This window comes from Dyella lutea (assembly GCF_024158035.1).
Lineage (GTDB): Bacteria > Pseudomonadota > Gammaproteobacteria > Xanthomonadales > Rhodanobacteraceae > Dyella_A > Dyella_A lutea.
In genome coordinates, this window is the sequence record NZ_JAMZEK010000002.1 from 433,372 (window position 1) to 456,328 (window position 22,957).

Sequence of the window (22,957 nt, forward strand, 5' to 3'; positions counted from 1 at the left end):
AGGAGCTTATGCAATGAAAGATTTGCTCAATCTGTTCAATCAGCAGCGCGCGACGCCTGATTTTGATGCGATCAAGATCGCGCTGGCTTCGCCGGAGCTGATCCGCTCGTGGTCCTTCGGCGAGGTCAAGAAGCCCGAGACGATCAACTACCGCACCTTCAAGCCGGAGCGTGACGGCCTGTTCTGCGCCGCGATCTTCGGTCCGGTGAAGGACTACGAGTGCCTGTGCGGCAAGTACAAGCGCATGAAGCACCGCGGCGTGGTCTGCGAGAAGTGCGGCACCGAGGTCACGCTGGCCAAGGTGCGCCGCGAGCGCATGGGCCACATCGAGCTGGCCAGCCCGACCGCGCACATCTGGTTCCTCAAGTCGCTGCCCTCGCGCATCGGTCTGATGCTGGACATGACCCTGCGCGACATCGAGCGCATCCTGTACTTCGAAGCCTTCGTGGTGATCGATCCGGGCATGACCGCGCTCGAGCGCGGCCAGTTGCTCAGCGAGGACCAGTACCTGGAGGCGGTCGAGGAGCACGGCGACGAGTTCGACGCCCGCATGGGTGCCGAGGCCGTCTACGAGCTGCTGAAGTCGCTCGACCTGCCGGGCGAGGTTGTGCGCCTGAAGGAAGAGATCGCCTCGACCAACTCCGAGACCAAGCTCAAGCGCCTCACCAAGCGCGTCAAGCTGATCGAGGCGTTCCTCGAGTCCGGCAACAAGCCGGAGTGGATGGTGCTGACCGTGCTGCCGGTGCTACCGCCGGACCTGCGCCCGCTGGTGCCGCTGGACGGTGGCCGTTTCGCCACCTCCGACCTCAATGATCTGTACCGCCGCGTCATCAACCGCAACAACCGCCTGAAGCGTCTGCTCGAGCTCAATGCGCCGGACATCATCGTGCGCAACGAGAAGCGCATGCTGCAGGAGTCGGTCGACGCGCTGCTCGACAACGGTCGCCGCGGCCGGGCCATCACCGGCACCAACAAGCGCGCGCTGAAGTCGCTGGCCGACATGATCAAGGGCAAGCAGGGCCGGTTCCGCCAGAACCTGCTCGGCAAGCGCGTGGACTACTCCGGCCGTTCGGTGATCGTGGTCGGTCCGACCCTGCGCCTGCACCAGTGCGGTCTGCCGAAGAAGATGGCGCTGGAGCTGTTCAAGCCGTTCATCTTCGCCAAGCTGCAGGCCCGTGGCGAAGCCACCACCATCAAGGCCGCCAAGAAGCTGGTCGAGCGCGAAGAGTCGCAGGTGTGGGACATCCTCGAAGAGGTGATCCGCGAGCATCCGGTGTTGCTCAACCGCGCGCCGACCCTGCACCGACTGGGCATCCAGGCGTTCGAGCCGGTGCTGATCGAAGGCAAGGCGATCCAGCTGCATCCGCTGGTCTGTACCGCGTTCAACGCGGACTTCGACGGCGACCAGATGGCGGTGCACGTGCCGCTGTCGATCGAGGCGCAGCTGGAAGCGCGCGCCCTGATGATGTCGTCCAACAACATCCTGTCGCCGGCCAACGGCGAGCCGATCATCGTGCCGACCCAGGACGTGGTGCTGGGCCTGTACTACATGACCCGCGAGCTGGTGAACGCGAAGGGCACCGGCATGGTGTTCTCTGGCATCGGCGAGGTGCGCCGCGCCTATGACAACCGTGCGGTGCAGCTGCACGCCAAGGTCAAGGTGCGCATGAACCAGGTGCGCATCGACGAGCAGGGCAACAAGTCGGTCGAGCATGGCCTGGTGGAGACCACCGTGGGCCGCGCGCTGCTGGCCGAGATCCTGCCGGAAGGCCTGCCGTTCGCGCTGGCCAACACCGAGCTGACCAAGAAGGCCATCTCGCGCCTGATCAATTCCAGCTACCGCCTGCTGGGCCTTAAGGAAACGGTGATCTTCGCGGACAAGCTGATGTACACCGGCTTCCGCTTCGCGACCCGCGCCGGCATCTCCATCGGCATCGATGACATGATCATCCCCGACGAGAAGAGGCCGATCCTGGAAGAGGCCGAGAAGGAAGTGGTCGAGATCCAGGAGCAGTACCAGTCCGGTCTGGTGACTGCCGGCGAGCGCTACAACAAGGTGGTCGACATCTGGTCGCGCACCAACGAGCTGGTCGCCAAGGCGATGATCGACGGCATCGGTACCGAGAAGGTGACCGACGCCGAGGGCAAGACGGTCAACCAGAAGTCGATGAATTCGCTGTACATCATGGCCGACTCCGGCGCCCGTGGTTCGGTGGCGCAGATCCGCCAGCTGGCCGGCATGCGCGGCCTGATGGCCCGTCCGGACGGCTCGATCATCGAGACCCCGATCAAGGCGAACTTCCGTGAAGGCCTGAACGTCCTGCAGTACTTCAACTCCACCCACGGCGCCCGCAAGGGCCTGGCGGACACGGCGCTGAAGACGGCGAACTCGGGTTACCTGACCCGCCGCCTGGTGGACGTGGCGCAGGACGTGGTCATCACCTCGAACGACTGCGGCACCGAAGACGGCATCATCATGCAGCCGATCGTCGAAGGCGGCGACGTGGTCGAGCCGCTGCGCGAGCGCGTGCTTGGCCGCGTGGTGGTCGAGGACGTCTACGCCCCCGGCGACGACGACCAGCCGATCGTCACCCGCAACACCCTGCTGGACGAGGCGCTGGTCGAGAAGCTCGACAAGGCCGGCGTGCAGTCGATCAAGGTGCGTTCGCCGATCACCTGCGAAGCCAGCCACGGCGTGTGCGCCCTATGCTATGGCCGCGACCTGGCCCGTGGTCACCTGGTCAACATGGGCGAGGCCGTGGGTGTCGTGGCCGCCCAGTCGATCGGTGAGCCCGGCACGCAGCTGACCATGCGTACGTTCCACATCGGTGGTGCCGCCTCACGTGCCGCCGCCGTGGACAACGTGTCGGTGAAGACCACCGGCACGCTGAAGTTCAACAACCTCAAGACCGTGCAGCACAGCCAGGGTCATCTGGTGGCGGTGTCGCGCTCGGGCGAGGTGTCGGTGATCGACGCCAACGGTCGCGAGCGCGAGCGCTACAAGGTGCCTTACGGTGCGACCATCGCGGTCAAGGACGGCGATCCGGTCAAGGCCGGCCAGACCGTGGCCAACTGGGATCCGCACACCCATCCGATCGTCTCGGAAGTGGCCGGTGTGGTGCGCTTCATCGACTTCCTCGATGGCGTCACCGTACAGAGCCAGACCGACGAGCTGACCGGCCTGGAGTCGGCGGTGGTGACCGATCCGAAGCGCCGCGGTACGCAGGCCAAGGATCTGCGCCCGATCGTGCGTCTGGAAGACAGCAAGGGCCGCGAGCTCAAACTGCCGGGTACCGACGTGCCGGCGCAGTACTTCCTGCCCGCCGGTGCGATCGTGTCGATCCAGAACGGTGCCGAAGTGGGCGTGGGCGACGTGGTCGCCCGTATCCCGCAGGAGACCTCCAAGACCCGCGACATCACCGGCGGTCTGCCCCGCGTGGCCGACCTGTTTGAAGCGCGCAAGCCGAAGGAGCCGGCGATCCTGGCCGAGCGCTCCGGCGTGGTCAGCTTCGGCAAGGACACCAAGGGCAAGCAGCGTCTGATCATCAAGGACGTCGACGGCAACGAACACGAGGAGCTGATTCCGAAGTGGCGTCAGGTCATCGTGTTCGAAGGCGAGCACGTGGAGAAGGGCGAGACCATCGTCGATGGCGAGCCGAATCCGCACGACATCCTGCGCCTGCTGGGCGTCGAGCCGCTGGCCGCGTACCTGGTCAAGGAGATCCAGGACGTCTACCGTCTGCAGGGCGTGAAGATCAACGACAAGCACATCGAAGCGATCATTCGCCAGATGCTGCGCAAGGTCGAGATCACCGAGCCGGGCGAGAGCCACTACCTGCGCGGCGAGCAGGTCGAGCGCGTGCGGATCAACGAGGAGAACGATCGCGCCAGTGCCCGCAACGAGCGTCCGGCCGAATACCAGTCGGTGCTGCTCGGTATCACCAAGGCGTCGCTGGCCACCGAGTCGTTCATTTCGGCGGCCTCGTTCCAGGAAACCACCCGCGTCCTTACCGAAGCGGCGGTTCGTGGCACGCGCGACACCTTGCGTGGCCTGAAGGAAAATGTTATTGTCGGCCGTCTTATCCCGGCAGGTACGGGTCTGGCGTACCACGCGCAGCGTCGTCGCCAGAGCGGTCTTACCGATGCGGAGCTGGAGACCTTGTCCGGTTCCTCGCATTCCTTCTCGGAAGCGCCGGTAAGCGACGGTGGGGTCGAGTAGCCCTTCGCGGGCGACACTCGCTGACATACGAAATGAGGCGCACGGAGGCGCCTCGTGTTCGGGTCATGGATGCGATGGGTCTGATTGCTCGAGCAAGAGGGCCCGTGTTAAATTTCCGCTTCTCGGCAGGCCGAATGCATCGGTCTGCCTTTATGTTTCCCAGGAATAGTTCCGCATGACGACAGTCAATCAGTTGGTGCGCAAGTCCCGCAGCCCGAAGAGCTACAAGAGCGCTTCGCCGGCACTGCAGAGCAGCCCGCAGCGCCGTGGTGTCTGCACCCGCGTCTACACCACCACCCCGAAGAAGCCGAACTCGGCCCTGCGCAAGGTCGCCAAGGTGCGCCTGACCAACGGTTACGAGGTCATCAGCTACATCGGTGGCGAAGGTCACAACCTGCAGGAGCACTCGGTGGTGCTCATCCGCGGTGGCCGCGTCAAGGATCTGCCGGGTGTGCGTTACCACACCGTGCGCGGCAGTCTGGACTGCGCTGGTGTCACCAAGCGCAAGCAGGCCCGCTCCAAGTACGGCGCCAAGCGCCCGAAGAAGTAAGTATCAAGGACACCCAACATGTCGCGTAAAGGTTCCCACCCCGCCCGTCTGGTCCTGCCGGATCCCAAGCACGGTAGCCAGTTGATCGCCCGTTTCATCAACATGGTGATGAAGAGCGGCAAGAAGTCCGTGGCCGAGAGTATCGTCTACGGTGCGCTCGCTCAGCTCGGCGAGAAGAATCCGGAGCCGGTGGCTCTGGTCGAGAAGGCCCTGAACAACATCGCCCCGGCGGTCGAGGTGAAGTCCCGCCGCGTCGGCGGCGCCACCTACCAAGTGCCGGTCGAAGTGCGTCCGGGCCGTCGTATGGCGCTGGCCATGCGCTGGGCGATCGACGCAGCGCGCAAGCGCGGCGAGACCTCGATGCCGCGCAAGCTGGCGGCCGAGCTTCTCGAAGCCTCGGAGAACCGTGGCGGCGCGATCAAGAAGCGTGAAGAGACGCATCGCATGGCGGAAGCCAACAAGGCGTTCTCGCACTACCGCTGGTAATTCGGCGGTTTCCAGGGCAGTGGGCGGGCTTGGCTCGTCCACTGCCTTGTCGTATTCGGAGGTCCTCCATCGTGGCACGCACGACCCCGATCGAGCGCTATCGCAACATCGGCATCATGGCGCACATCGATGCCGGGAAGACCACGACTACCGAGCGCATCCTGTTCTATACCGGCGTCAGCCGGCGAATGGGCGAGGTCCATGAGGGCACCGCCACGATGGACTGGATGGAGCAGGAGCAGGAGCGCGGCATCACCATTACCGCCGCCGCCACCACGGCGTTCTGGCGGGGCATGGACCGCGAGCTGCCCGAGCACCGGCTGAACATCATTGATACCCCGGGTCACGTCGACTTCACCGTCGAAGTGGAGCGGTCGCTGCGCGTGCTGGACGGGGCGATCTTCGTCCTGTGTGCGGCGAGCGGCGTGCAGTCGCAGTCGGAGACGGTCTGGCGCCAGGCCGACCGCTATGGTGTTCCGCGCCTGGCATTCGTCAACAAGATGGACCGTGCCGGAGCGGACTTCGACAAGGTGGTCGCCCAGCTGCGCAGCCGGCTCGGCGCCAACCCCGTGCCGATGCAGTTGCCCATCGGTGCCGGGGATGGCTTTCGCGGAGTGATCGATCTGCTGCAGATGCGGGCGATCTACTGGGATGTCGGTTCGCAGGGCATGACGTTCGAGTATCGGGACATCCCTCCTGAGCTCCTCGATGCCGCTACGCGTGCGCGAGAGTTCATGGTCGAGGCGGCCGCCGAGACGTCTGAAGAGCTGATGGAACGCTATATCGGCGAGGGCGAGCTTGGTGACGAGGTGCTGCTCTCGGCATTGCGCGCCGCAACGCTCGGCTCCGGCCTGATTCCGGTCTTCTGCGGCGCGGCCTTCCGCAACGTGGGGGTACAGGCGCTGCTCGATGGGGTGCTCAGCTTTCTCCCGTCGCCAGCGGACCGGCCTCCGGTGGTCGGAGTGGATGAGCTGGATCGAGAGACTTCGCGCGGCGCGTCGGACGACGAGCCCTTTGCCGCGTTAGCCTTCAAGATCATGAACGATGCGCCGCTCGGTGCGCTCACCTTTTTCCGCGTCTACTCCGGCACGCTGCGTGCCGGCGAGGTGGTCTACAACCCGCTCCGGCAACGTCGGGAATGCATCGGACGCATCCTGCAGATGCATGCCAATGAGCATGAGGAAATCGGTGAGGTCCGTGCCGGCGACATCGCCGCAGCGGTCGGGTTGGGCGACGTGGCTACCGGTGACACGCTGTGCTCCCCTGCCCACGTCATTACCCTCGAGCGGATGAGCTTCCCCGAGCCGGTGATCGCGATGGCGGTGGAGCCGCGCACCGAGCTTGACGGTGCGCGTCTGGCGACGGCGCTGGAGCGCTTGGCGGCAGAGGATCCCAGTTTTCGTGTTTACATTGACGCCGAGTCGGGTCAGACCGTCATTGCCGGAATGGGCGAGTTGCATCTGGACATCCTGGTGGACCGGATGCGGCGTGAGTTCCAGGTCGAGGCGAATGTCGGCCGGCCACAGGTCGCCTATCGAGAGGCCATCCGGCAGCCGATGGTCCAGCCGGGGCGGTTCGCCGGTCCGGCTGCCGGCCAGGAGCAGTCGGCACAGGTCGTGCTGGAGCTGACGCCGCAGTCGCGCGGCGCGGGTTGCAGCTTCGAACTGGCGGCTCCGGCAACCTCGATCCCGCCACAACATGTCCAGGCAGTAGAGCAGGGGGTACGCGATGCGATGGCTGCGGGTGTGCTTGCGGGGTTTCCGGTCGTGGACGTCCGCGTTCGATTGCTTGGTGGGGAGTGTCATGCGATGGAGTCGCCCGACCTGGCTTTCCGCCTGGCGGCGGCCGCGGCGTTCCGCGACGGTTTTCGCCGCGCCGATCCGGTATTGCTCGAGCCTGTCATGCGGGTCGAGGTGGTGACGCCAGACGAGTTCGTCGGCGACGTCATGGGTGATCTCAGCCGCCGCCGGGGATTGCTCCGGAGTACCGAGGAGACTCCCTCGGGCACGGCCATCGGTGCACGGGTGCCGCTGGGGGAGATGTTCGGGTACGCCACGGCCCTGCGATCGCTGTCCCGCGGGCGGGCTACCTTTTCGATGGAATTCGACCATTACGCCGAGGCGCCGGATTCCGTCGCGGGGCGGGTCACAAACCGGGCCTGACAGGCTCATCTTTCGGTATAATTGCGGTCCTTTTTTCAGAGGTTAGAGTCATGGCAAAGGGTAAATTCGAGCGCACCAAGCCGCACGTCAACGTGGGCACGATCGGTCACGTGGACCACGGCAAGACGACGCTGACGGCGGCGCTGACGAAGATCGGCGCAGAGCGCTTCGGTGGCGAGTTCAAGGCGTACGACGCGATCGACGCGGCGCCGGAAGAGAAGGCGCGCGGCATCACGATTTCGACCGCCCACGTCGAGTACGAATCGCCGAACCGCCACTACGCGCACGTGGACTGCCCGGGCCACGCCGACTACGTGAAGAACATGATCACGGGTGCGGCGCAGATGGACGGCGCGATCCTGGTGTGCTCGGCCGCGGACGGCCCGATGCCGCAGACGCGCGAGCACATCCTGCTGTCGCGCCAGGTGGGCGTGCCGTACATCGTGGTCTTCCTGAACAAGGCGGACATGGTGGACGACGCCGAGCTGCTCGAGCTGGTCGAGATGGAGGTGCGTGAGCTGCTGTCGAAGTACGACTTCCCGGGCGACGACACGCCGATCATCAAGGGTTCGGCGCTGAAGGCGCTGGAAGGTGATCAGAGCGAGATCGGCGTGCCGGCGATCATTGCGCTGGTGGACGCGCTGGACAGCTACATCCCGGAGCCGCAGCGCGACATCGACAGGCCGTTCCTGATGCCGGTGGAAGACGTGTTCTCGATCTCCGGTCGCGGCACCGTGGTGACCGGTCGCGTGGAGCGCGGCATCATCAAGGTCGGTGAGGAAATCGAGGTCGTGGGTATCCGCGACACGCAGAAGACCACCGTGACCGGCGTGGAAATGTTCCGCAAGCTGCTGGACCAGGGCCAGGCGGGCGACAACGTGGGCCTGCTCCTGCGCGGCCTGAAGCGTGACGACGTGGAGCGCGGCCAGGTGCTGGCCAAGCCCGGTTCGATCACCCCGCACACGGACTTCGAGGCCGAGGTGTACGTGCTGTCGAAGGACGAGGGTGGCCGTCATACCCCGTTCTTCAAGGGTTACCGTCCGCAGTTCTACTTCCGCACGACCGACGTGACCGGCGCCTGCCAGTTGCCGGAGGGTGTGGAGATGGTGATGCCGGGCGACAACGTGAAGATGGTGGTGAGCCTGATCCACCCGATCGCGATGGACGAGGGTCTGCGCTTCGCGATCCGCGAAGGCGGCCGTACCGTCGGCGCCGGCGTGGTGGCCAAGATCATCAAGTAAGGGTTCCCGAGCGGACGAGGGCGGCAGCCGGAGCCGGCTGCCGCTTTTTGTTGGGTCGGGGCTTCCTTTCGCGTTCGGAGCGAGCTATACTCGTTCTTCTTTGCAGGAGCGTCTTGCCTACGGCGAGGTCTCCTACACCGCGAAATGAGGCACAGGACGTGCTTCGAGTTCGCTGGCGCGGATCGCCTGGGGCATAAGACACGAGGATCACAGGGCGCGAGCTTTGTTGATCTTTGTTTTTACGCCTTTTATACTTTTCTGCTCGGCAAGCCGGATCGACTGGCTTGCCGAACATTTTGGGCGGCTTTCAGTGCACCGGGACGTCCAGTCGCAAGTGCGAGGCGGTGAGAAGCCGCTTCGGTTCACAAGTAATTGTTCTTTTGACAACAGGACACGGTTTTATGGCGAACCAGAAGATTCGCATCCGGCTCAAGGCGTACGATCATCGTCTGATCGACCGCTCGGCCAGCGAGATCGTCGAGACGGCCAAGCGCACCGGCGCTACGGTGCTCGGCCCGATTCCGCTCCCGACCAAGATCGAGCGCTACACCATCCTGGTCTCGCCGCACGTCGACAAGGACGCGCGCGACCAGTATGAGACCCGCACCCACAAGCGCGTGCTCGACATCGTCGACCCCAACGACAAGACCGTGGACGCGCTCATGAAGCTTGACCTCGCCGCCGGCGTGGATGTCCAGATCAAGCTCGGCTGAGCGATAGACAGGATACGAAGATGAGTATCGGACTGGTTGGCCGCAAGTGCGGCATGAGCCGACTCTTCACCGAAGACGGCCGCTCGATTCCGGTGACGCTGATCGAAGCGACGCCGAACCGCGTGACCCAGGTGAAGACGGAAGAGAACGATGGCTACAGCGCCGTGCAGGTCACGGCGGGCGCGAAGCGCGCCTCGCTGCTGACGCAGCCGCTGAAGGGCCACTATGCGACCGCGAAGGTCGAGCCGGGCCGTGGCCTGTGGGAGTTCCGCGTTGCCGCCGACGACCTCGGTAAGTACGCGATCGGTGCGGAGATCAAGGCGGACGAGCTGTTCACCGTCGGCCAGATCGTCGACGTCGCCGGTGTGTCCAAGGGCAAGGGCTTCCAGGGCACGATCAAGCGCCACAACTTCAAGATGGGCGACGCCACCCACGGTAACTCGCTGTCGCATCGCGCCCCGGGCTCGATCGGCCAGCGTCAGACGCCGGGTCGCGTGTTTCCGGGCAAGAAGATGGCCGGCCATATGGGTGCGGTGAATCGCACGCAGCAGGGTCTGGAAGTGATCAAGGTCGACGCCGAGCGTCACCTGATCGCGGTGAAGGGCGCGGTGCCGGGTGCGACCGGTGGCGACGTCGTCATCCGTCCGACCACCAAGGGTTGAGGAGAGACGCCATGGAACTGAATGTCATTGGCGCCAAGCCGCTCAGCGTGTCGGACGAAGTGTTCGGCGGCGAGTTCAAGCAGGCCCTGGTGCACCAGGTGGTTGTGGCCTATCAGGCTGGCGGCCGCGCGGGTACCAAGGCGCAGCTGTCGCGTGGTGAGCTGTCCGGCACCACCAAGAAATTCAAGAAGCAGAAGGGTGGCGGTGCCCGTCACGGCGACTACCGTGCCCCGATCTTCGTCGGCGGTGGCGTGACGTTTGCCGCCAAGCCTCGCAGCTACGAGCAGAAGGTCAATCGCAAGGCGTATCGCGTGGCGATCCGCTCGATTCTGGCCGAACTCAACCGCCAGGATCGCCTGAAGGTCGTCGAGGGCTTCGGCATCGAGGCGCCGAAGACCAAGTCGATGATGGCCAAGCTGGCCGAGTTGCAGGTGTCCGGCCGCGTGCTGCTGGTGAGCGAAGACGCCAACGAGGCGCTCTACCTTGCCGCTCGCAATATCCCGTACCTGCATGTCGTGGACGTGATGGCGCTGAACCCGGTCAATCTGGTGGGTTCGGACCACATCGTGCTGACCGTCGACGCGGTCAAGAAGATCGAGGAATGGCTGGCATGAGCACCGAACGCATTCTCAACACCCTGCGTGCGCCGCACATCTCCGAGAAGTCCGCGCGCCTGGCCGAGAGCAACCAGTACGTATTCGTTGTCGCCCCCGAGGCGACCAAGGCCGATGTCCGCGCGGCGGTGGAGCAGATGTTCGACGTCAAGGTCGAGCAGGTGAACCTCGTCAACGCCAAGGGCAAGGTCAAGTCCTTCCGTTTCCGCACTGGCAGCCGCCAGGGCAAGCGCAAGGCCTATGTCCGCCTCGCCGATGGTCAGACCATCGACGTGTCGGCCAAGGCCTGAGCTCAAGGAGTCGCATTGAGATGGCACTGATCACGCACAAGCCGACCTCGCCGGGCCGCCGCGACGCGGTGAGCGTCCGCACCGAGGGCCTGCACAAGGGGGCGCCGTACGCGGCGCTGACCGAGTCGCAGTCCAAGACGGGCGGTCGCAATCACTTCGGCCGCATCACCACGCGTCATCGCGGTGGTGGGCACAAGCAGCATTACCGCATCATCGACTTCAAGCGCGACAAGGAAGGCATCGCCGGCCGCGTCGAGCGCATCGAGTACGATCCGAACCGCACCGCGCACATCGCGCTGTTGTGCTACGCCGACGGCGAGCGCCGCTACATCATCGCGCCGAAGGGCGTGCAGGTGGGCGATCGCCTGGTGTCCGGTTCGGACGCCCCGATCAAGCCGGGCAACAGCCTGCCGCTGCGCAACATCCCGGTCGGTTCGACCATCCACTGCATCGAAATGAAGGCTGGCAAGGGCGCGCAGATCGCCCGCAGCGCCGGCGCCTCGGTCCAGCTGGTCGCCCGCGAGTCCGGTTACGCCACCCTGCGCCTCCGCTCCGGCGAGATGCGCAAGGTGCCGGTCGACTGTCGCGCCACGATCGGCGAGGTGGGCAACTCCGAGCACAGCCTGAAGAAGCTGGGCAAGGCCGGTGCCACTCGCTGGAAGGGCATCCGCCCGACCGTCCGCGGCGTGGTGATGAACCCGGTCGACCACCCGCACGGCGGTGGCGAGGGTCGTACTTCCGGTGGCCGTCATCCGGTCAGCCCGTGGGGTACGCCGACCAAGGGTTACAAGACCCGCAACAACAAGCGCACGCAGCAGTTCATCGTGCGTCGTCGCAAGTAACAGGAAGCCGACATGCCGCGTTCTCTGAAGAAAGGTCCGTTCGTCGACCTTCACCTCGTCAAGAAGGTGGAAGCTGCGGTTTCCGCCAACAACAAGCGCCCGATCAAGACCTGGTCGCGTCGCTCGATGATCCTGCCGGAAATGGTCGGCCTGACCATCGCCATCCACAACGGTCGCCAGCACGTGCCGGTGCTCGTCAACGAGAACATGGTCGGGCACAAGCTCGGCGAGTTCGCGGTGACTCGCACCTTCAAGGGCCACGGCGGCGACAAGAAGGGCAAGTAAGATGAGCACCGAAGCCAAAGCGATCCTGCGCAGCGCCCGCATCTCGGCGCAGAAGGCACGCCTGGTGGCTGACCTGGTCCGCGGCATGCCCGTGGGTCGCGCCAGCGACGTGCTCCAGTTCACCAACAAGAAGGCGGCCCACCTTGTCCGCAAGGTGCTTCTCTCGGCCGTCGCCAACGCCGAGAACAACCTCGGCGCCGACGTGGACGAACTGAAGGTCTCGCGCATCTTCGTGGACGAAGGTCCGTCGATGAAGCGCATGTACGCCCGCGCCAAGGGTCGCGGTTCGCGCATCCTGAAGCGCACCAGCCACATCACCGTGGTCGTTGGCGATTAAGAGGACGAAAAGACGATGGGTCACAAAGTTCATCCCACCGGTATCCGCCTCGGCATCGCCAAGGACTGGAACTCGAAGTGGTACGCAAACAAGGGCGATTACGCCAAGTACCTGGTTGCTGACCTGAAGGTCCGCGAGATGCTTCGTAAGAAGCTCGCCCAGGCTGGCATCTCCAAGATCCAGATCGAGCGCCCGGCCAAGACCGCCCGCGTGACGATTTACAGCGCCCGTCCGGGCGTGGTGATCGGCAAGAAGGGCGAGGACATCGAGAAGCTGCGCAAGGAAGTCAGCGAGATGATGGGCGTTCCGACGCACATCAACGTGAACGAAGTCCGCAAGCCGGAGCTCGATGCGCAGCTGGTCGCCGAGTCGATCGCGCAGCAGCTCGAGCGCCGCATCATGTTCCGTCGCGCGATGAAGCGCGCCGTCGGCAACGCGATGCGCCTCGGTGCCCAGGGCGTCAAGATCAACGTCTCCGGTCGTCTGAACGGTGCCGAGATCGCCCGCTCCGAGTGGAGTCGCGAAGGTCGCGTGCCGCTGCACACCCTGCGTGCGGACATCGACTACGGCACCGCAGAGGCCAAGACCACCTACGGCATCATCGGCATCAAGGTGTGGATCTACAAGGGCGAGATCTTCGACCTGGCGGCAGCGTCGGCCGAGTCGAAGGACGAGCAGTCGCAGCCGCGTCGCGAAGGCGGCGAGGGTCGTCGTGAATCGCGTCGCGAGGGCGGTGAAGGCCGTCGCGAGCGGGCGGCGAAGTAAGGAGAGTTGCCATGTTGCAACCCAAGCGAACCAAATTCCGCAAGCAGTTCAAGGGCCGCAATGACGGGCTGGCGCACAGCGCCAACCTGGTCAGTTTCGGCGAGTTCGGTCTGAAGGCGACCACGTTCGGTGCGCTGACCGCGCGCCAGATCGAGGCCGGTCGTCGTTGCATCACCCGTTACGTCAAGCGTGGCGGCAAGCTCTGGATCCGCGTGTTCCCGGACAAGCCGATCACCAAGAAGCCCATCGAGGTCCGCATGGGCGCGGGTAAGGGCAGTGTCGAGCTGTGGGTCGCCCCGATCCAGCCCGGCCGCATGCTTTATGAAATCGAGGGTGTGGACGAGTCCACGGCGCGCGAGGCCTTCCGCCTGGCGGCTGCCAAGCTCTCGGTGCAGACCCAGTTTGTCAGCCGGGCGGTGATGTGATGGCTATCAAAGATATCAACAACAAGTCGGTCGAAGAGCTGAACCAGCATCTGCTGGACCTTCGCAAGGAGCAGTTCAATCTGCGCATGCAGAAGGGCACCGGCCAGCTCAGCCAGCCGCACCAGCTGCGCCGCGTTCGGCGCGACATCGCCCGCACGAAGTTCGTGCTCGGCGGCAAGAAGTAAGGACGGCGGACATGAGCGAGAACCAGAAACAGGCACGCACCCTCGAAGGGCGCGTGGTTTCCAACAAGATGGACAAGACGGTCACAGTGCTGATCGAGCGCCAGGTGCAGCACGGCCTGCTCGGCAAGATCATCCGTCGCTCGACCAAGCTTCACGCGCAGGACGACCTGGGCGCGAACGAGGGCGACGTGGTGCGCATCGCCGAATGCCGCCCGCTGTCCAAGACCAAGCATCACCGCGTGGTGGAAATCCTCACGCGCGCCAACGTCTAAGAGGAGGGTGCAGACATGATCCAGATGCAAAGCACGCTCTCCGCGGCGGACAACAGCGGCGCCAAGGAACTGATGTGCATCAAGGTGCTCGGCGGCTCCAAGCGCCGCTACGCCGCGATCGGTGACGTGATCAAGGTCACCGTGAAGGATGCCATCCCCCGTGGCAAGGTGAAGAAGGGCGAGGTCTACAACGCCGTGGTGGTTCGCACTGCCAAGGGCGTGCGCCGTCCGGATGGTTCGCTGATCCGTTTCGACGGCAACGCGGCTGTCCTCCTCAACAACAAGCTCGAGCCGATCGGCACCCGTATTTTCGGGCCGGTCACCCGCGAGCTGCGCAGCGAGAAGTTCATGAAGATCGTCTCGCTCGCGCCGGAAGTGCTCTGAGCGGAGTAATAGCCATGAACCGTATCCGCAAGGGCGATCAGGTCATCGTGATCGCCGGCAAGAACAAGGGTCAGCGCGGCGATGTGCTGCGCGTCGATGGTGACCGCGTTTTCGTCACCAACGTCAACCTGGTCAAGCGCCACACCAAGGCGAATCCGCAGGCCAACCAGCCCGGCGGCATCGTCGAGCGCGAGGCCTCGATCCACATCTCCAATGTCCAGCTGTTCAACTCCGCCTCCGGCAAGGGTGAGCGCGTGGGTGCCAAGACGCTCGAGGATGGGCGCAAGGTCCGCGTGTTCCGCTCCAGCGGCGAAGTAGTGGACGCGTAAGGAACACGATCATGACGCGCCTCGAAAATTTCTATAAAGAGCAGGTAGTCGCCAAGCTCACCGAGAAGTTCGGCTACCAGAACGTGATGCAGGTTCCCCGCATCACCAAGATCACGCTGAACATGGGCGTGGGCGAAGCGGCGGGCAACAAGAAGGTGCTCGAGAACGCCGTTGCCGACATGGCCAAGATCGCCGGCCAGAAGCCGATCACGACCAAGGCGCGCGTCTCCGTCGCCTCGTTCAAGATCCGCGACGGCTGGCCGATCGGCTGCAAGGTGACCCTGCGCCGTGCCCAGATGTGGGAGTTCCTCGATCGCCTGATCAACATCTCGCTGCCCCGCGTCCGCGACTTCCGCGGCGTGTCGGGTCGCGCCTTTGACGGCCGCGGCAACTACAACTTCGGCGTGAAGGAACAGATCATCTTCCCGGAAATCGACTTCGACCAGATCGACGCGATGCGTGGCATGGATATCTCCATCACCACCACCGCCAAGACCGACGCCGAAGCCAAGGCGTTGCTGGAAGCCTTCAGCTTCCCGTTCCGCAACTGATACGCGAGAGATAAACCATGGCAAAGACCTCGATGGTCAACCGCGATCTGAAGCGGACCAAGCTCGTCCAGAAGTACGCCGCCAAGCGCGCCGAACTGAAGGCGGTCGTGCTGAGCCCCAGCGCCTCCTACGAGGAGAAGATGGAGGCCCAGAGCAAGCTGCAGAAGCTGCCGCGCGACGCCAGCCCGGTTCGCCAGCGCACCCGTTGCGCCCTGTCCGGTCGCCCGCGTGCGGTGTACAAGAAGTTCGGCCTGGGCCGCAACAAGCTGCGTGAAGCTACCATGCGCGGTGAAGTTCCGGGTCTGCGCAAGGCCAGCTGGTAATCCCCGACCGGGAAGCGGGCCGGCTCGGTCCACTAGCCCCCGACGGTGGCATCTCCCGCCGTCCACGACGTTGGCGCTCTGATATTCGCCAAAGCTGGAAAAGGCTGCTACACTCGTCGGTCTGCATAATGCAGGCCGGCTTGTTGCGGCTCACAATCTAGAATTGATTTCCGGTTTTATCGGATATCGGTGCACTCTGAAGGATGTTTTCATGAGCATGACTGATCCCATCGCCGATATGTTCACGCGCGTGCGCAATGCCCAGCTTTCGGGCAAGCAGACCGTGACCATGCCGTCGTCGAAGCTGAAGGTGGCGATCGCCGACCTTCTCAAGAACGAGGGCTACATCCTCGACGCCAAGACCTCCGACGCGGAGGGCAAGCCGGTGCTCGAGATCAAGCTCAAGTATTTCGAAGGCCGTCCGGCCATCGAGGCCATCTCCCGAGTCAGCCGCTCCGGCCTCCGCGTCTATCGCGGTAAGGACGAGCTGCCGAAGGTGCTCGGCGGTCTTGGTATCTCGATCATTTCGACTTCCGCCGGTCTGCTGACCGACGCCCAGGCCCGCGCCAAGGGTCTCGGTGGCGAAGTCATCGGCCAAGTGGCTTAAGGAGTCGACGATGTCCCGTGTTGCTAAGAAGCCGATCAGCCTGCCGAAGGGTGTCGAGCTGAAGGTTGCCGAAGACGGCATCTCCGTGAAGGGCCCGAAGGGCTCCCTGTCAGTGCATGCATTGCCGGGCGTCAACGTATCCGTCGAGAACGGCGTGGCGACGATCGTCCTGGCCGAAGGTGCCGACGACAAGTTCGGCGGCACTGCCCGCGCGCTGCTGGCCAATATGGTCAAGGGCGTCTCCGACGGCTACGAGCGCAAGCTTGAACTGGTCGGCGTGGGCTATCGCGCGTCGATGACCGGCAAGGCGCTGAACCTGAGCCTCGGTTTTTCCCACCCGGTGGTGTTCAACGCGCCGGAAGGCGTGACCATCGAGACGCCTACGCAAACCGAGATCCTGATCAAGGGCTCGGACAAGCAGAGCGTGGGCCAGGTGGCTGCCAAGATCCGCGCCTACCGTCCGCCGGAGCCCTACAAGGGCAAGGGTGTGCGTTACGCCGGCGAGAAGATCACGCTGAAGGAAGCCAAGAAGGCCTAATCCGCCTCCCGGGGCGAACCCCGGGGGTAGGCAAGGGCCGATCCGCTTCCTGGAGAATCATGACGATGAACAAGAATGAATCCCGTCTGCGCCGCGCCAAGTCCACTCGCGCGCACATCCGCAAGCTCGCCGTGCCGCGCCTTTCGGTGCATCGCACGGGGCAGCACCTCTACGCGCAGGTGTTCGATGCGTCCGGCACCAAGGTGGTGGCCGCTGCATCGACCGTGCAGAAGGCGGTCGCCGAGGGTCTGAAGGGCACCAAAAACCTCGAGGCGGCCGCGGCCGTCGGCAAGGCTGTTGCCGAGCGTGCGATGGCCGCGGGCATCGAATCGGTCGCTTTCGACCGCTCGGGCTTCCGCTACCACGGTCGCATCAAGGCGCTGGCCGATGCGGCCCGCGAAGCCGGCCTGAAGTTCTGATCCACCGGGGCGCGGCGATAGACGCGCCCCGAGCTCCACCTACAACTCCAAGCGGCCAAGCCGCAAGCAGAAGTCCCGGAGCTCCGGGCATACGGAAACCAACATGTCCTCTAACGATCGCGAAAATTCGGACGGCCTGCTCGAGAAGCTGATCGCCGTCAACCGCGTGGCCAAGACCGTGAAGGGTGGCCGCCAGATGAGCTTCACCGCCCTGACGGTGGTGGGTGATGGCGAAGGCCGCGTCGGCTTCGGCTATGGCAAGGCGCGCGAAGTGCCGGTCGCCATCTCCAAGGCGATGGAGCGTGCCCGGCGCCAGATGGTCAACATCGAGCTGAACAACGGCACCCTGTGGTACGCCGTCAAGGCCAACCACGGCGCCGCCCGCGTGTACATGCAGCCGGCCGCCGAAGGTACCGGCGTGATTGCCGGCGGTGCGATGCGCGCCGTGCTGGAAGTGGTCGGCGTTAAGAACGTGCTGGCCAAGGCGGTGGGTTCGCGCAACCCGATCAACCTGGTGCGCGCCACCATCAAGGGCCTGCAGGCCGTGGCCTCGCCCAAGAAGATCGCCGCCAAGCGTGGCAAGACCCTGGATGAGGTGCTGGGCAATGGCTAAGAAAGAGACTGCCGAAAAGACCGTGCGCGTACGCCTGGTCAAGGGCCTGCGTGGCGTGCAGAGCCGTCATCGTCTGAGCGTCAAGGCGCTCGGTCTGAACAAGACCAACGACGTGCGTGAACTGAAGGACAGCCCGCAGGTGCGTGGCCTGATCAACACGGTCTACTACCTGGTCCGGGTCGAGGAGTAATCATCATGCGTCTCAACGACATCAAGCCCGCCGCCGGTTCGCGCAAGTCGCGCCTGCGCGTCGGTCGCGGCATCGGCTCGGGCCTCGGCAAGACCGCAGGCCGCGGCCACAAGGGTCAGCACGCCCGTGCCGGCGGCACCCACAAGTTCGGCTTCGAAGGCGGCCAGATGCCGCTGCAGCGTCGCCTCCCGAAGGTCGGCTTCCGCTCGCAGAAGAAGGCCGAGAGCCAGCAGGTGTTCCTGTACCAGCTTGCCACCCTCGACGCCGAGGTGATCGATCTGGTGACGCTGCACAAGGCCGGCCTGGTCGATAGCCGTGCGAAGAAGGTCAAGGTCGTGGCCAAGGGTGAGATCGGTCGCGCCGTGAAGCTCTCCGGCATCCTCGCCACGGTCGGTGCCAAGGCCGCGATCGAGGCGGCCGGCGGCAGCGTGGAGTAACCCGGTGGCTGCTGCCAAGGGCAACCAGCTCGGCTCGCTCGGCAAGTTGACCGAGCTGCGTCAGCGCATCTTTTTCGTGATCGGTGCGCTGATCGTCTTCCGCCTCGGTTCGTTCATCCCGGTGCCGGGCGTGAATCCCGAGGCGATGACCCGCCTCATCGAGCAGCAGGGCGGCGGCCTCCTGAGCATGTTCAACATGTTCTCGGGTGGCTCGCTGTCCCGCATGTCGGTCTTCGCCCTGGGCGTCGTCCCCTACATCTCCGCCTCGATCGTGGTGCAGATGATGGGGTCGGTGATTCCCAGCCTGCAGAACCTCCGCAAGGAAGGCGAGGCAGGGCGGCGCAAGATGACCATGTACACCCGCTTCGGCACGGTCGGCCTCGCGGCCTTCCAGGCGTTCGGCATCGCCGTTGCGCTGCAGAAGCAGGTCGCTTCCGGCGGCGTGCCGGTGGTCTACATGCCGGGCATGGGTTTCGTGCTGTCGTCCGTCGTCGGCCTGACCGCCGGCACCATGTTCCTGATGTGGCTGGGTGAGCAGATCACCGAGCGCGGCATCGGCAACGGCATCTCGCTGCTGATCTTCGCAGGTATCGTGGCGGGCCTGCCCGGTGCGGTGGCGCACACGCTGACCATGCAGGCGAACGGTGAGCTGGGTAACGGCCTGAAGCTGATCCTGATCGTCGCCATGGTGCTGGCCGTGACCGCCTTCGTGGTGTTCATGGAGCGGGCGCAGCGACGGATCACGGTCAACTACGCGCGGCGCTCCGGCGGCCAGCAGGCGTACATGAACCAGAGCTCGCACCTGCCGCTGAAGATCAACATGTCGGGCGTGATCCCGCCGATCTTCGCCTCGAGCCTGCTGATGTTCCCGGCCACCGCGCTGACCTGGTTCGGCACCGGCCACCAGGCCCGCTGGCTGCAGTCGCTGACCCAGGCGCTGAACCAGGGCGAGCCGCTGCATGACGTAGTGTTCGCCGTGCTGGTGATCACGTTCGCGTTCTTTTACACGGCCATCGTCTTCAACTCCCAGGAGACGGCCGACAATCTCAAGCGCTCCGGCGCGCTGATCCCGGGCATCCGTCCGGGCAAGGCGACCGCCAGCTACATCGATGCGGTGATGACTCGCCTCACCGGTGTGGGCGCGCTCTACCTGGTGCTGGTCTGTCTGGTACCCACGTTCATGCAGAAGTCGTGGAACGTGCCCTTCTACTTCGGCGGTACCTCGCTGCTGATCGTAGTGGTGGTGGTCATGGACTTCACCTCGCAGGTGCAGGCGCATCTGGTGAGCCACCAGTACGAAGGTTTGCTCAAGAAGGCCAATCTCCGGCGCAGCTAGTGGCTGCTGGGGCGTAGGAGTGGGGCCGGATAAACGGGAAAGTTGCGGCGCTGGCCGCGGGACTTTCCAGCAGGGTTGATTCAGGTTAGAATTGCGCGTTTACCGCGCACGAAAGCATCGGAGAAAGTACATCATGGCGCGCATCGCGGGTGTCAATTTGCCGGTCCAGAAGCATGTCTGGGTCGGTCTGCAGAGCATCTACGGCATCGGCCGCAGCCGGGCCAAGAAGGTCTGCGCGGACGCCGGCGTGGTTCCGACCACGCCGATCAAGTCCCTCAGTGAGGGCGAGGTGGAGAAGCTCCGCCACGAAATCGGCAAGTACGTTGTCGAAGGTGATCTGCGTCGCGAAGTTGGCATCGCCATCAAGCGTCTGATGGATCTGGGTTGCTACCGCGGTCTGCGTCACCGTCGTGGCCTGCCGGTGCGCGGCCAGCGCACGCGCACCAACGCCCGTACCCGCAAGGGTCCGCGTCGCGCCATCAAGAAGTAACGGATTCGAATCATGGCCAAGCCAGTCAAGACCAAGAAGAAGATCAAGCGCGTTGTCACGGATGCCGTGGCCCACGTGCAGGCCTCCTTCAACAACACCATCGTCACCATCACCGATCGCCAGGGCAACGCGCTGTCGTGGGCGACTGCCGGCGGCGCGGGTTTCCGCGGCTCGCGCAAGTCGACCCCGTTCGCTGCCCAGGTGGCCGCCGAGAAGGCCGGCCGCGCCGCGGGCGACTACGGCGTGAAGACCGTCGAAGTGCGCATCAAGGGGCCGGGCCCGGGTCGCGAGTCGGCGGTGCGTTCGCTGAACGCCCTCGGCTACAAGGTGCTGAACATCATCGACGTCACGCCGATCCCGCACAACGGCTGCCGTCCCCCCAAGAAGCGTCGAGTCTAAGGAGCATACCCATGGCCCGTTATCGTGGAGCTACCTGCAAGCTCGCCCGTCGTGAGGGTTCCGACCTCAGCCTGAAGAGCCCGGCCCGCGCGCTGGATTCCAAGTGCAAGCTGGAGAACAAGCCCGGCCAGCATGGCGCCAACAAGCGCATGCGCATGTCCGACTATGCCGTCCAGCTGCGCGAAAAGCAGAAGGTCAAGCGCATCTATGGCGTGCTCGAGCGCCAGTTCGGCAACTACTACACCAAGGCGTCGACCCTCAAGGGCAACACCGGTGAGAACCTGCTGCGCCTGCTCGAGAGCCGCCTGGACAACGTCGTCTACCGTATGGGCTTCGCGGTCACCCGCGCCCAGGCCCGCCAGCTGGTCGCCCACAAGGCGGTGCTGGTCAACGGCAAGAAGGTCAATATCCCGTCCTACCAGGTCAAGCCGGGTGACGAAATCGCCCTGACCGAGCGCGCGCGCAACCAGCTGCGCGTTCAGGAAGCGGCGACCGTATTCGACACCATGGATCTGCGCCCGCAGTGGGTGGAAGTGGATGCCAAGAAGTTCGCCGGCACGTTCAAGTCGGTGCCGGATCGTGGCGACCTGCCCACCGACATCAACGAAGCGCTGATCGTCGAGCTTTACTCGAAGTAATCAACCGGAGCTCTGCATGGCAGTTTCGTCAACTAGCGTGCTGCGGCCTCGTGGCCTCAGCGTCGAACAGCTCGGAGCCAACCGCGCCAAGGTGGTGGTCGAGCCGCTCGAGCGTGGCTTCGGCCACACCCTGGGCAACGCGCTGCGTCGCGTACTGCTCTCCTCGATCCCCGGCAGCGCCATTGTCGAGGTCGAGATCGATGGCGTGCTCCACGAGTACACCACCCTCGAGGGCCTGCAGGAGGACGTGATCGAAGTCCTGCTGAACCTCAAGGATGTCGCGATCCGCCAGCACTCCGGCGACGAGGTCACCTTGACCCTGTCGAAGAAGGGCAAGGGCGTGGTGACCGCCGGCGATATCACCGTGGATCACACGGTCGAGATCATCAACCCGGAACACGTGATCTGCCACCTGACCAAGGACATCGCGCTCAGTATGCGCCTGAAGGTGCGTCGCGGTGTCGGCTACCAGCCGGCCAGCGCCCGCCAGCACCCGGACGATGAAGCGCGTCCGATCGGTCGCCTGCAGCTCGACGCGTCGTTCGCGCCGGTGCTGCGTGTGGCCTACGAGGTGGACGCCGCTCGCGTAGAGCAGCGCACCAACCTCGACAAGCTGGTGCTGGACATCGAGACCAACGGCACCATCGGCGCCGAGGACGCGGTCCGCAAGGCGGCCGAGATCCTCAACGACCAGCTGTCGGTGTTCGGTGACTTCTCGCGTCGCGAGAGCGCGACCGACACGGCCGAGAAGAGCGGTTTCGACCCGCTGCTGTTGCGTCCGATCGACGACCTGGAGCTCACCGTGCGTTCGGCGAACTGCCTGAAGGCCGAGAGCATCTACTACATCGGCGATCTGGTGCAGAAGACCGAAGTCGAGCTGCTGAAGACCCCGAACCTCGGCAAGAAGTCGCTGACCGAGATCAAGGATGTGCTGGGCAGCCGCGGTCTGGCGCTCGGCATGAAGCTCGAGAACTGGCCGCCGCCGGGCCTGTCGCACGGCATGCAGCTGGGCTGATGCAACACATGCCGCGGTCGCCTTGGCGATCGCGGCATCTTGCCGTGAGGGGGCTGCTGCGGCCTGCCTGTTTCCGGCATCTTCCGACGGTCCGCTTGATCGTCCGCCGCGGGGACTTCCCGGGGCTTTCGCAGCAATCGATCTTCAATACTCCTATAGCGGGCAACCGCGGGAAGCCGGCAACGTCCGGCCTCTCATAACAACAGACAGAGATTATCGCCATGCGCCATATGAAGAGCGGTCGCAAGCTCAACCGCACCAGCAGCCACCGCGAAGCCATGTTCCGCAACATGGCCGCGTCGCTGATCAAGCACGAGCTGATCCGTACCACCCTGCCGAAGGCGAAGGAACTTCGCCGCGTCGCCGAGCCGCTGATCACCCTCAGCAAGACCGACGGCGTCGCCAACCGCCGTCTCGCGTTCGCCCGTCTGCGCGACAAGCAGGCCGTGGGCAAGCTGTTCGTCGAGCTGGGCCCGCGCTACCGAGAGCGTCCCGGCGGTTACCTGCGCATCCTGAAGTGCGGTTTCCGTCCCGGCGACAACGCTCCGATGGCGTATGTCGAGCTGGTGGATCGTCCGCGCGCCGAGGCCGTCGACGTCGAGTAAGCGTTGCCCCGGGCGGGCGTCTGGACGTCCATGCC

32 protein-coding genes are annotated in these 22,957 nt (G+C 64.7%); all 32 read left to right on the forward strand.

Going from position 1 to position 22,957, the window contains the following annotated elements:
• Positions 1-13: 13 nt before the first annotated feature.
• The 32 genes from rpoC to rplQ all read left to right on the forward strand — a co-directional run bounded on the left by rpoC (position 14) and on the right by rplQ (position 22,922).
• Positions 14-4,219: a DNA-directed RNA polymerase subunit beta' gene (gene rpoC, locus NC595_RS09270; RefSeq protein WP_253566059.1), complete on the forward strand. Its 4,206-nt coding sequence runs from the start codon at positions 14-16 to the stop codon at positions 4,217-4,219.
• Positions 4,220-4,394: 175 nt separating this feature from the next.
• On the forward strand, positions 4,395-4,769 hold the full coding sequence (gene rpsL, locus NC595_RS09275; RefSeq protein ID WP_017463275.1) for a 30S ribosomal protein S12: 375 nt from the start codon (positions 4,395-4,397) through the stop codon (positions 4,767-4,769).
• An 18-nt stretch (positions 4,770-4,787) separates the two neighbouring features.
• Positions 4,788-5,255, forward strand: a complete 468-nt coding sequence (gene rpsG / locus NC595_RS09280; protein WP_253566060.1) for a 30S ribosomal protein S7 — start codon at positions 4,788-4,790, stop codon at positions 5,253-5,255.
• 71 nt (positions 5,256-5,326) lie between these two features.
• Positions 5,327-7,417, forward strand: coding sequence for an elongation factor G (fusA, locus tag NC595_RS09285; protein WP_253566061.1), 2,091 nt, complete (start codon positions 5,327-5,329; stop codon positions 7,415-7,417).
• Positions 7,418-7,467: 50 nt separating this feature from the next.
• A complete protein-coding gene (tuf, locus tag NC595_RS09290; RefSeq protein ID WP_253566055.1) occupies positions 7,468-8,658 on the forward strand; it encodes an elongation factor Tu in 1,191 nt (396 codons plus the stop codon).
• A gap of 401 nt (positions 8,659-9,059) precedes the next feature.
• Entirely contained in the window at positions 9,060-9,371 is a 312-nt protein-coding gene (gene rpsJ, locus NC595_RS09295) for a 30S ribosomal protein S10 (RefSeq protein ID WP_017461875.1), read from the forward strand.
• 20 nt (positions 9,372-9,391) lie between these two features.
• Positions 9,392-10,033: a 50S ribosomal protein L3 gene (rplC, locus tag NC595_RS09300; RefSeq protein ID WP_253566062.1), complete on the forward strand. Its 642-nt coding sequence runs from the start codon at positions 9,392-9,394 to the stop codon at positions 10,031-10,033.
• Positions 10,034-10,044: 11 nt separating this feature from the next.
• Positions 10,045-10,647 (forward strand): 50S ribosomal protein L4, encoded by a 603-nt coding sequence (gene rplD / locus NC595_RS09305; RefSeq protein ID WP_253566063.1) that lies wholly within the window; start codon positions 10,045-10,047, stop codon positions 10,645-10,647.
• Positions 10,644-10,937, forward strand: coding sequence for a 50S ribosomal protein L23 (rplW, locus tag NC595_RS09310; protein ID WP_017461872.1), 294 nt, complete (start codon positions 10,644-10,646; stop codon positions 10,935-10,937). The genes rplD and rplW overlap by 4 nt, the downstream gene beginning before the upstream one ends.
• A gap of 20 nt (positions 10,938-10,957) precedes the next feature.
• Positions 10,958-11,779: a 50S ribosomal protein L2 gene (rplB, locus tag NC595_RS09315; RefSeq protein ID WP_017461871.1), complete on the forward strand. Its 822-nt coding sequence runs from the start codon at positions 10,958-10,960 to the stop codon at positions 11,777-11,779.
• 12 nt (positions 11,780-11,791) lie between these two features.
• Complete coding sequence (gene rpsS, locus NC595_RS09320; protein WP_017461870.1) at positions 11,792-12,064, forward strand: 30S ribosomal protein S19; 273 nt, start codon at positions 11,792-11,794, stop codon at positions 12,062-12,064.
• Between the two features lies 1 nt (position 12,065).
• Positions 12,066-12,401 (forward strand): 50S ribosomal protein L22, encoded by a 336-nt coding sequence (gene rplV, locus NC595_RS09325; protein WP_017461869.1) that lies wholly within the window; start codon positions 12,066-12,068, stop codon positions 12,399-12,401.
• A gap of 15 nt (positions 12,402-12,416) precedes the next feature.
• Positions 12,417-13,166, forward strand: a complete 750-nt coding sequence (rpsC, locus tag NC595_RS09330; protein WP_253566064.1) for a 30S ribosomal protein S3 — start codon at positions 12,417-12,419, stop codon at positions 13,164-13,166.
• 11 nt (positions 13,167-13,177) lie between these two features.
• Entirely contained in the window at positions 13,178-13,591 is a 414-nt protein-coding gene (gene rplP, locus NC595_RS09335) for a 50S ribosomal protein L16 (protein WP_017461867.1), read from the forward strand.
• A complete protein-coding gene (rpmC, locus tag NC595_RS09340) occupies positions 13,591-13,776 on the forward strand; it encodes a 50S ribosomal protein L29 (RefSeq protein ID WP_063672323.1) in 186 nt (61 codons plus the stop codon). The genes rplP and rpmC overlap by 1 nt, the downstream gene beginning before the upstream one ends.
• A gap of 11 nt (positions 13,777-13,787) precedes the next feature.
• Positions 13,788-14,048: a 30S ribosomal protein S17 gene (gene rpsQ / locus NC595_RS09345; protein WP_063672321.1), complete on the forward strand. Its 261-nt coding sequence runs from the start codon at positions 13,788-13,790 to the stop codon at positions 14,046-14,048.
• Positions 14,049-14,063: 15 nt separating this feature from the next.
• Positions 14,064-14,432: a 50S ribosomal protein L14 gene (gene rplN / locus NC595_RS09350; protein WP_007513359.1), complete on the forward strand. Its 369-nt coding sequence runs from the start codon at positions 14,064-14,066 to the stop codon at positions 14,430-14,432.
• Positions 14,433-14,446: 14 nt separating this feature from the next.
• Positions 14,447-14,761, forward strand: coding sequence for a 50S ribosomal protein L24 (rplX, locus tag NC595_RS09355; RefSeq protein ID WP_063672320.1), 315 nt, complete (start codon positions 14,447-14,449; stop codon positions 14,759-14,761).
• Positions 14,762-14,769: 8 nt separating this feature from the next.
• A complete protein-coding gene (gene rplE, locus NC595_RS09360) occupies positions 14,770-15,312 on the forward strand; it encodes a 50S ribosomal protein L5 (protein WP_205631135.1) in 543 nt (180 codons plus the stop codon).
• Between the two features lie 17 nt (positions 15,313-15,329).
• On the forward strand, positions 15,330-15,635 hold the full coding sequence (rpsN, locus tag NC595_RS09365; protein WP_063672316.1) for a 30S ribosomal protein S14: 306 nt from the start codon (positions 15,330-15,332) through the stop codon (positions 15,633-15,635).
• A gap of 211 nt (positions 15,636-15,846) precedes the next feature.
• The gene (gene rpsH / locus NC595_RS09370) at positions 15,847-16,242 is read left to right on the forward strand and encodes a 30S ribosomal protein S8 (RefSeq protein WP_063672314.1); all 396 of its coding nucleotides are present in this window, start codon (positions 15,847-15,849) and stop codon (positions 16,240-16,242) included.
• A 10-nt stretch (positions 16,243-16,252) separates the two neighbouring features.
• Positions 16,253-16,780 carry a 50S ribosomal protein L6 gene (gene rplF, locus NC595_RS09375; RefSeq protein WP_017461859.1) on the forward strand — a complete coding sequence of 176 codons (528 nt, stop codon included), beginning with the start codon at positions 16,253-16,255 and terminating at the stop codon, positions 16,778-16,780.
• A gap of 59 nt (positions 16,781-16,839) precedes the next feature.
• Positions 16,840-17,199 (forward strand): 50S ribosomal protein L18, encoded by a 360-nt coding sequence (gene rplR, locus NC595_RS09380; RefSeq protein WP_063672312.1) that lies wholly within the window; start codon positions 16,840-16,842, stop codon positions 17,197-17,199.
• Between the two features lie 103 nt (positions 17,200-17,302).
• Entirely contained in the window at positions 17,303-17,812 is a 510-nt protein-coding gene (gene rpsE, locus NC595_RS09385; protein WP_017461857.1) for a 30S ribosomal protein S5, read from the forward strand.
• Entirely contained in the window at positions 17,805-18,002 is a 198-nt protein-coding gene (rpmD, locus tag NC595_RS09390) for a 50S ribosomal protein L30 (RefSeq protein ID WP_253566065.1), read from the forward strand. The genes rpsE and rpmD overlap by 8 nt, the downstream gene beginning before the upstream one ends.
• Entirely contained in the window at positions 18,002-18,439 is a 438-nt protein-coding gene (gene rplO, locus NC595_RS09395; protein ID WP_241762649.1) for a 50S ribosomal protein L15, read from the forward strand. Before rpmD ends, rplO begins: the two co-directional genes overlap by 1 nt.
• 4 nt (positions 18,440-18,443) lie before the next feature.
• Positions 18,444-19,775, forward strand: a complete 1,332-nt coding sequence (secY, locus tag NC595_RS09400; protein WP_017461854.1) for a preprotein translocase subunit SecY — start codon at positions 18,444-18,446, stop codon at positions 19,773-19,775.
• A 133-nt stretch (positions 19,776-19,908) separates the two neighbouring features.
• The gene (gene rpsM / locus NC595_RS09405) at positions 19,909-20,265 is read left to right on the forward strand and encodes a 30S ribosomal protein S13 (RefSeq protein ID WP_017461853.1); all 357 of its coding nucleotides are present in this window, start codon (positions 19,909-19,911) and stop codon (positions 20,263-20,265) included.
• A gap of 12 nt (positions 20,266-20,277) precedes the next feature.
• Positions 20,278-20,664, forward strand: coding sequence for a 30S ribosomal protein S11 (rpsK, locus tag NC595_RS09410; protein WP_007513384.1), 387 nt, complete (start codon positions 20,278-20,280; stop codon positions 20,662-20,664).
• Between the two features lie 11 nt (positions 20,665-20,675).
• Positions 20,676-21,302, forward strand: coding sequence for a 30S ribosomal protein S4 (gene rpsD / locus NC595_RS09415; RefSeq protein ID WP_253566066.1), 627 nt, complete (start codon positions 20,676-20,678; stop codon positions 21,300-21,302).
• 16 nt (positions 21,303-21,318) lie between these two features.
• On the forward strand, positions 21,319-22,317 hold the full coding sequence (locus NC595_RS09420; protein ID WP_063672306.1) for a DNA-directed RNA polymerase subunit alpha: 999 nt from the start codon (positions 21,319-21,321) through the stop codon (positions 22,315-22,317).
• A 221-nt stretch (positions 22,318-22,538) separates the two neighbouring features.
• A complete protein-coding gene (gene rplQ / locus NC595_RS09425) occupies positions 22,539-22,922 on the forward strand; it encodes a 50S ribosomal protein L17 (RefSeq protein ID WP_253566067.1) in 384 nt (127 codons plus the stop codon).
• Positions 22,923-22,957: the final 35 nt, after the last annotated feature.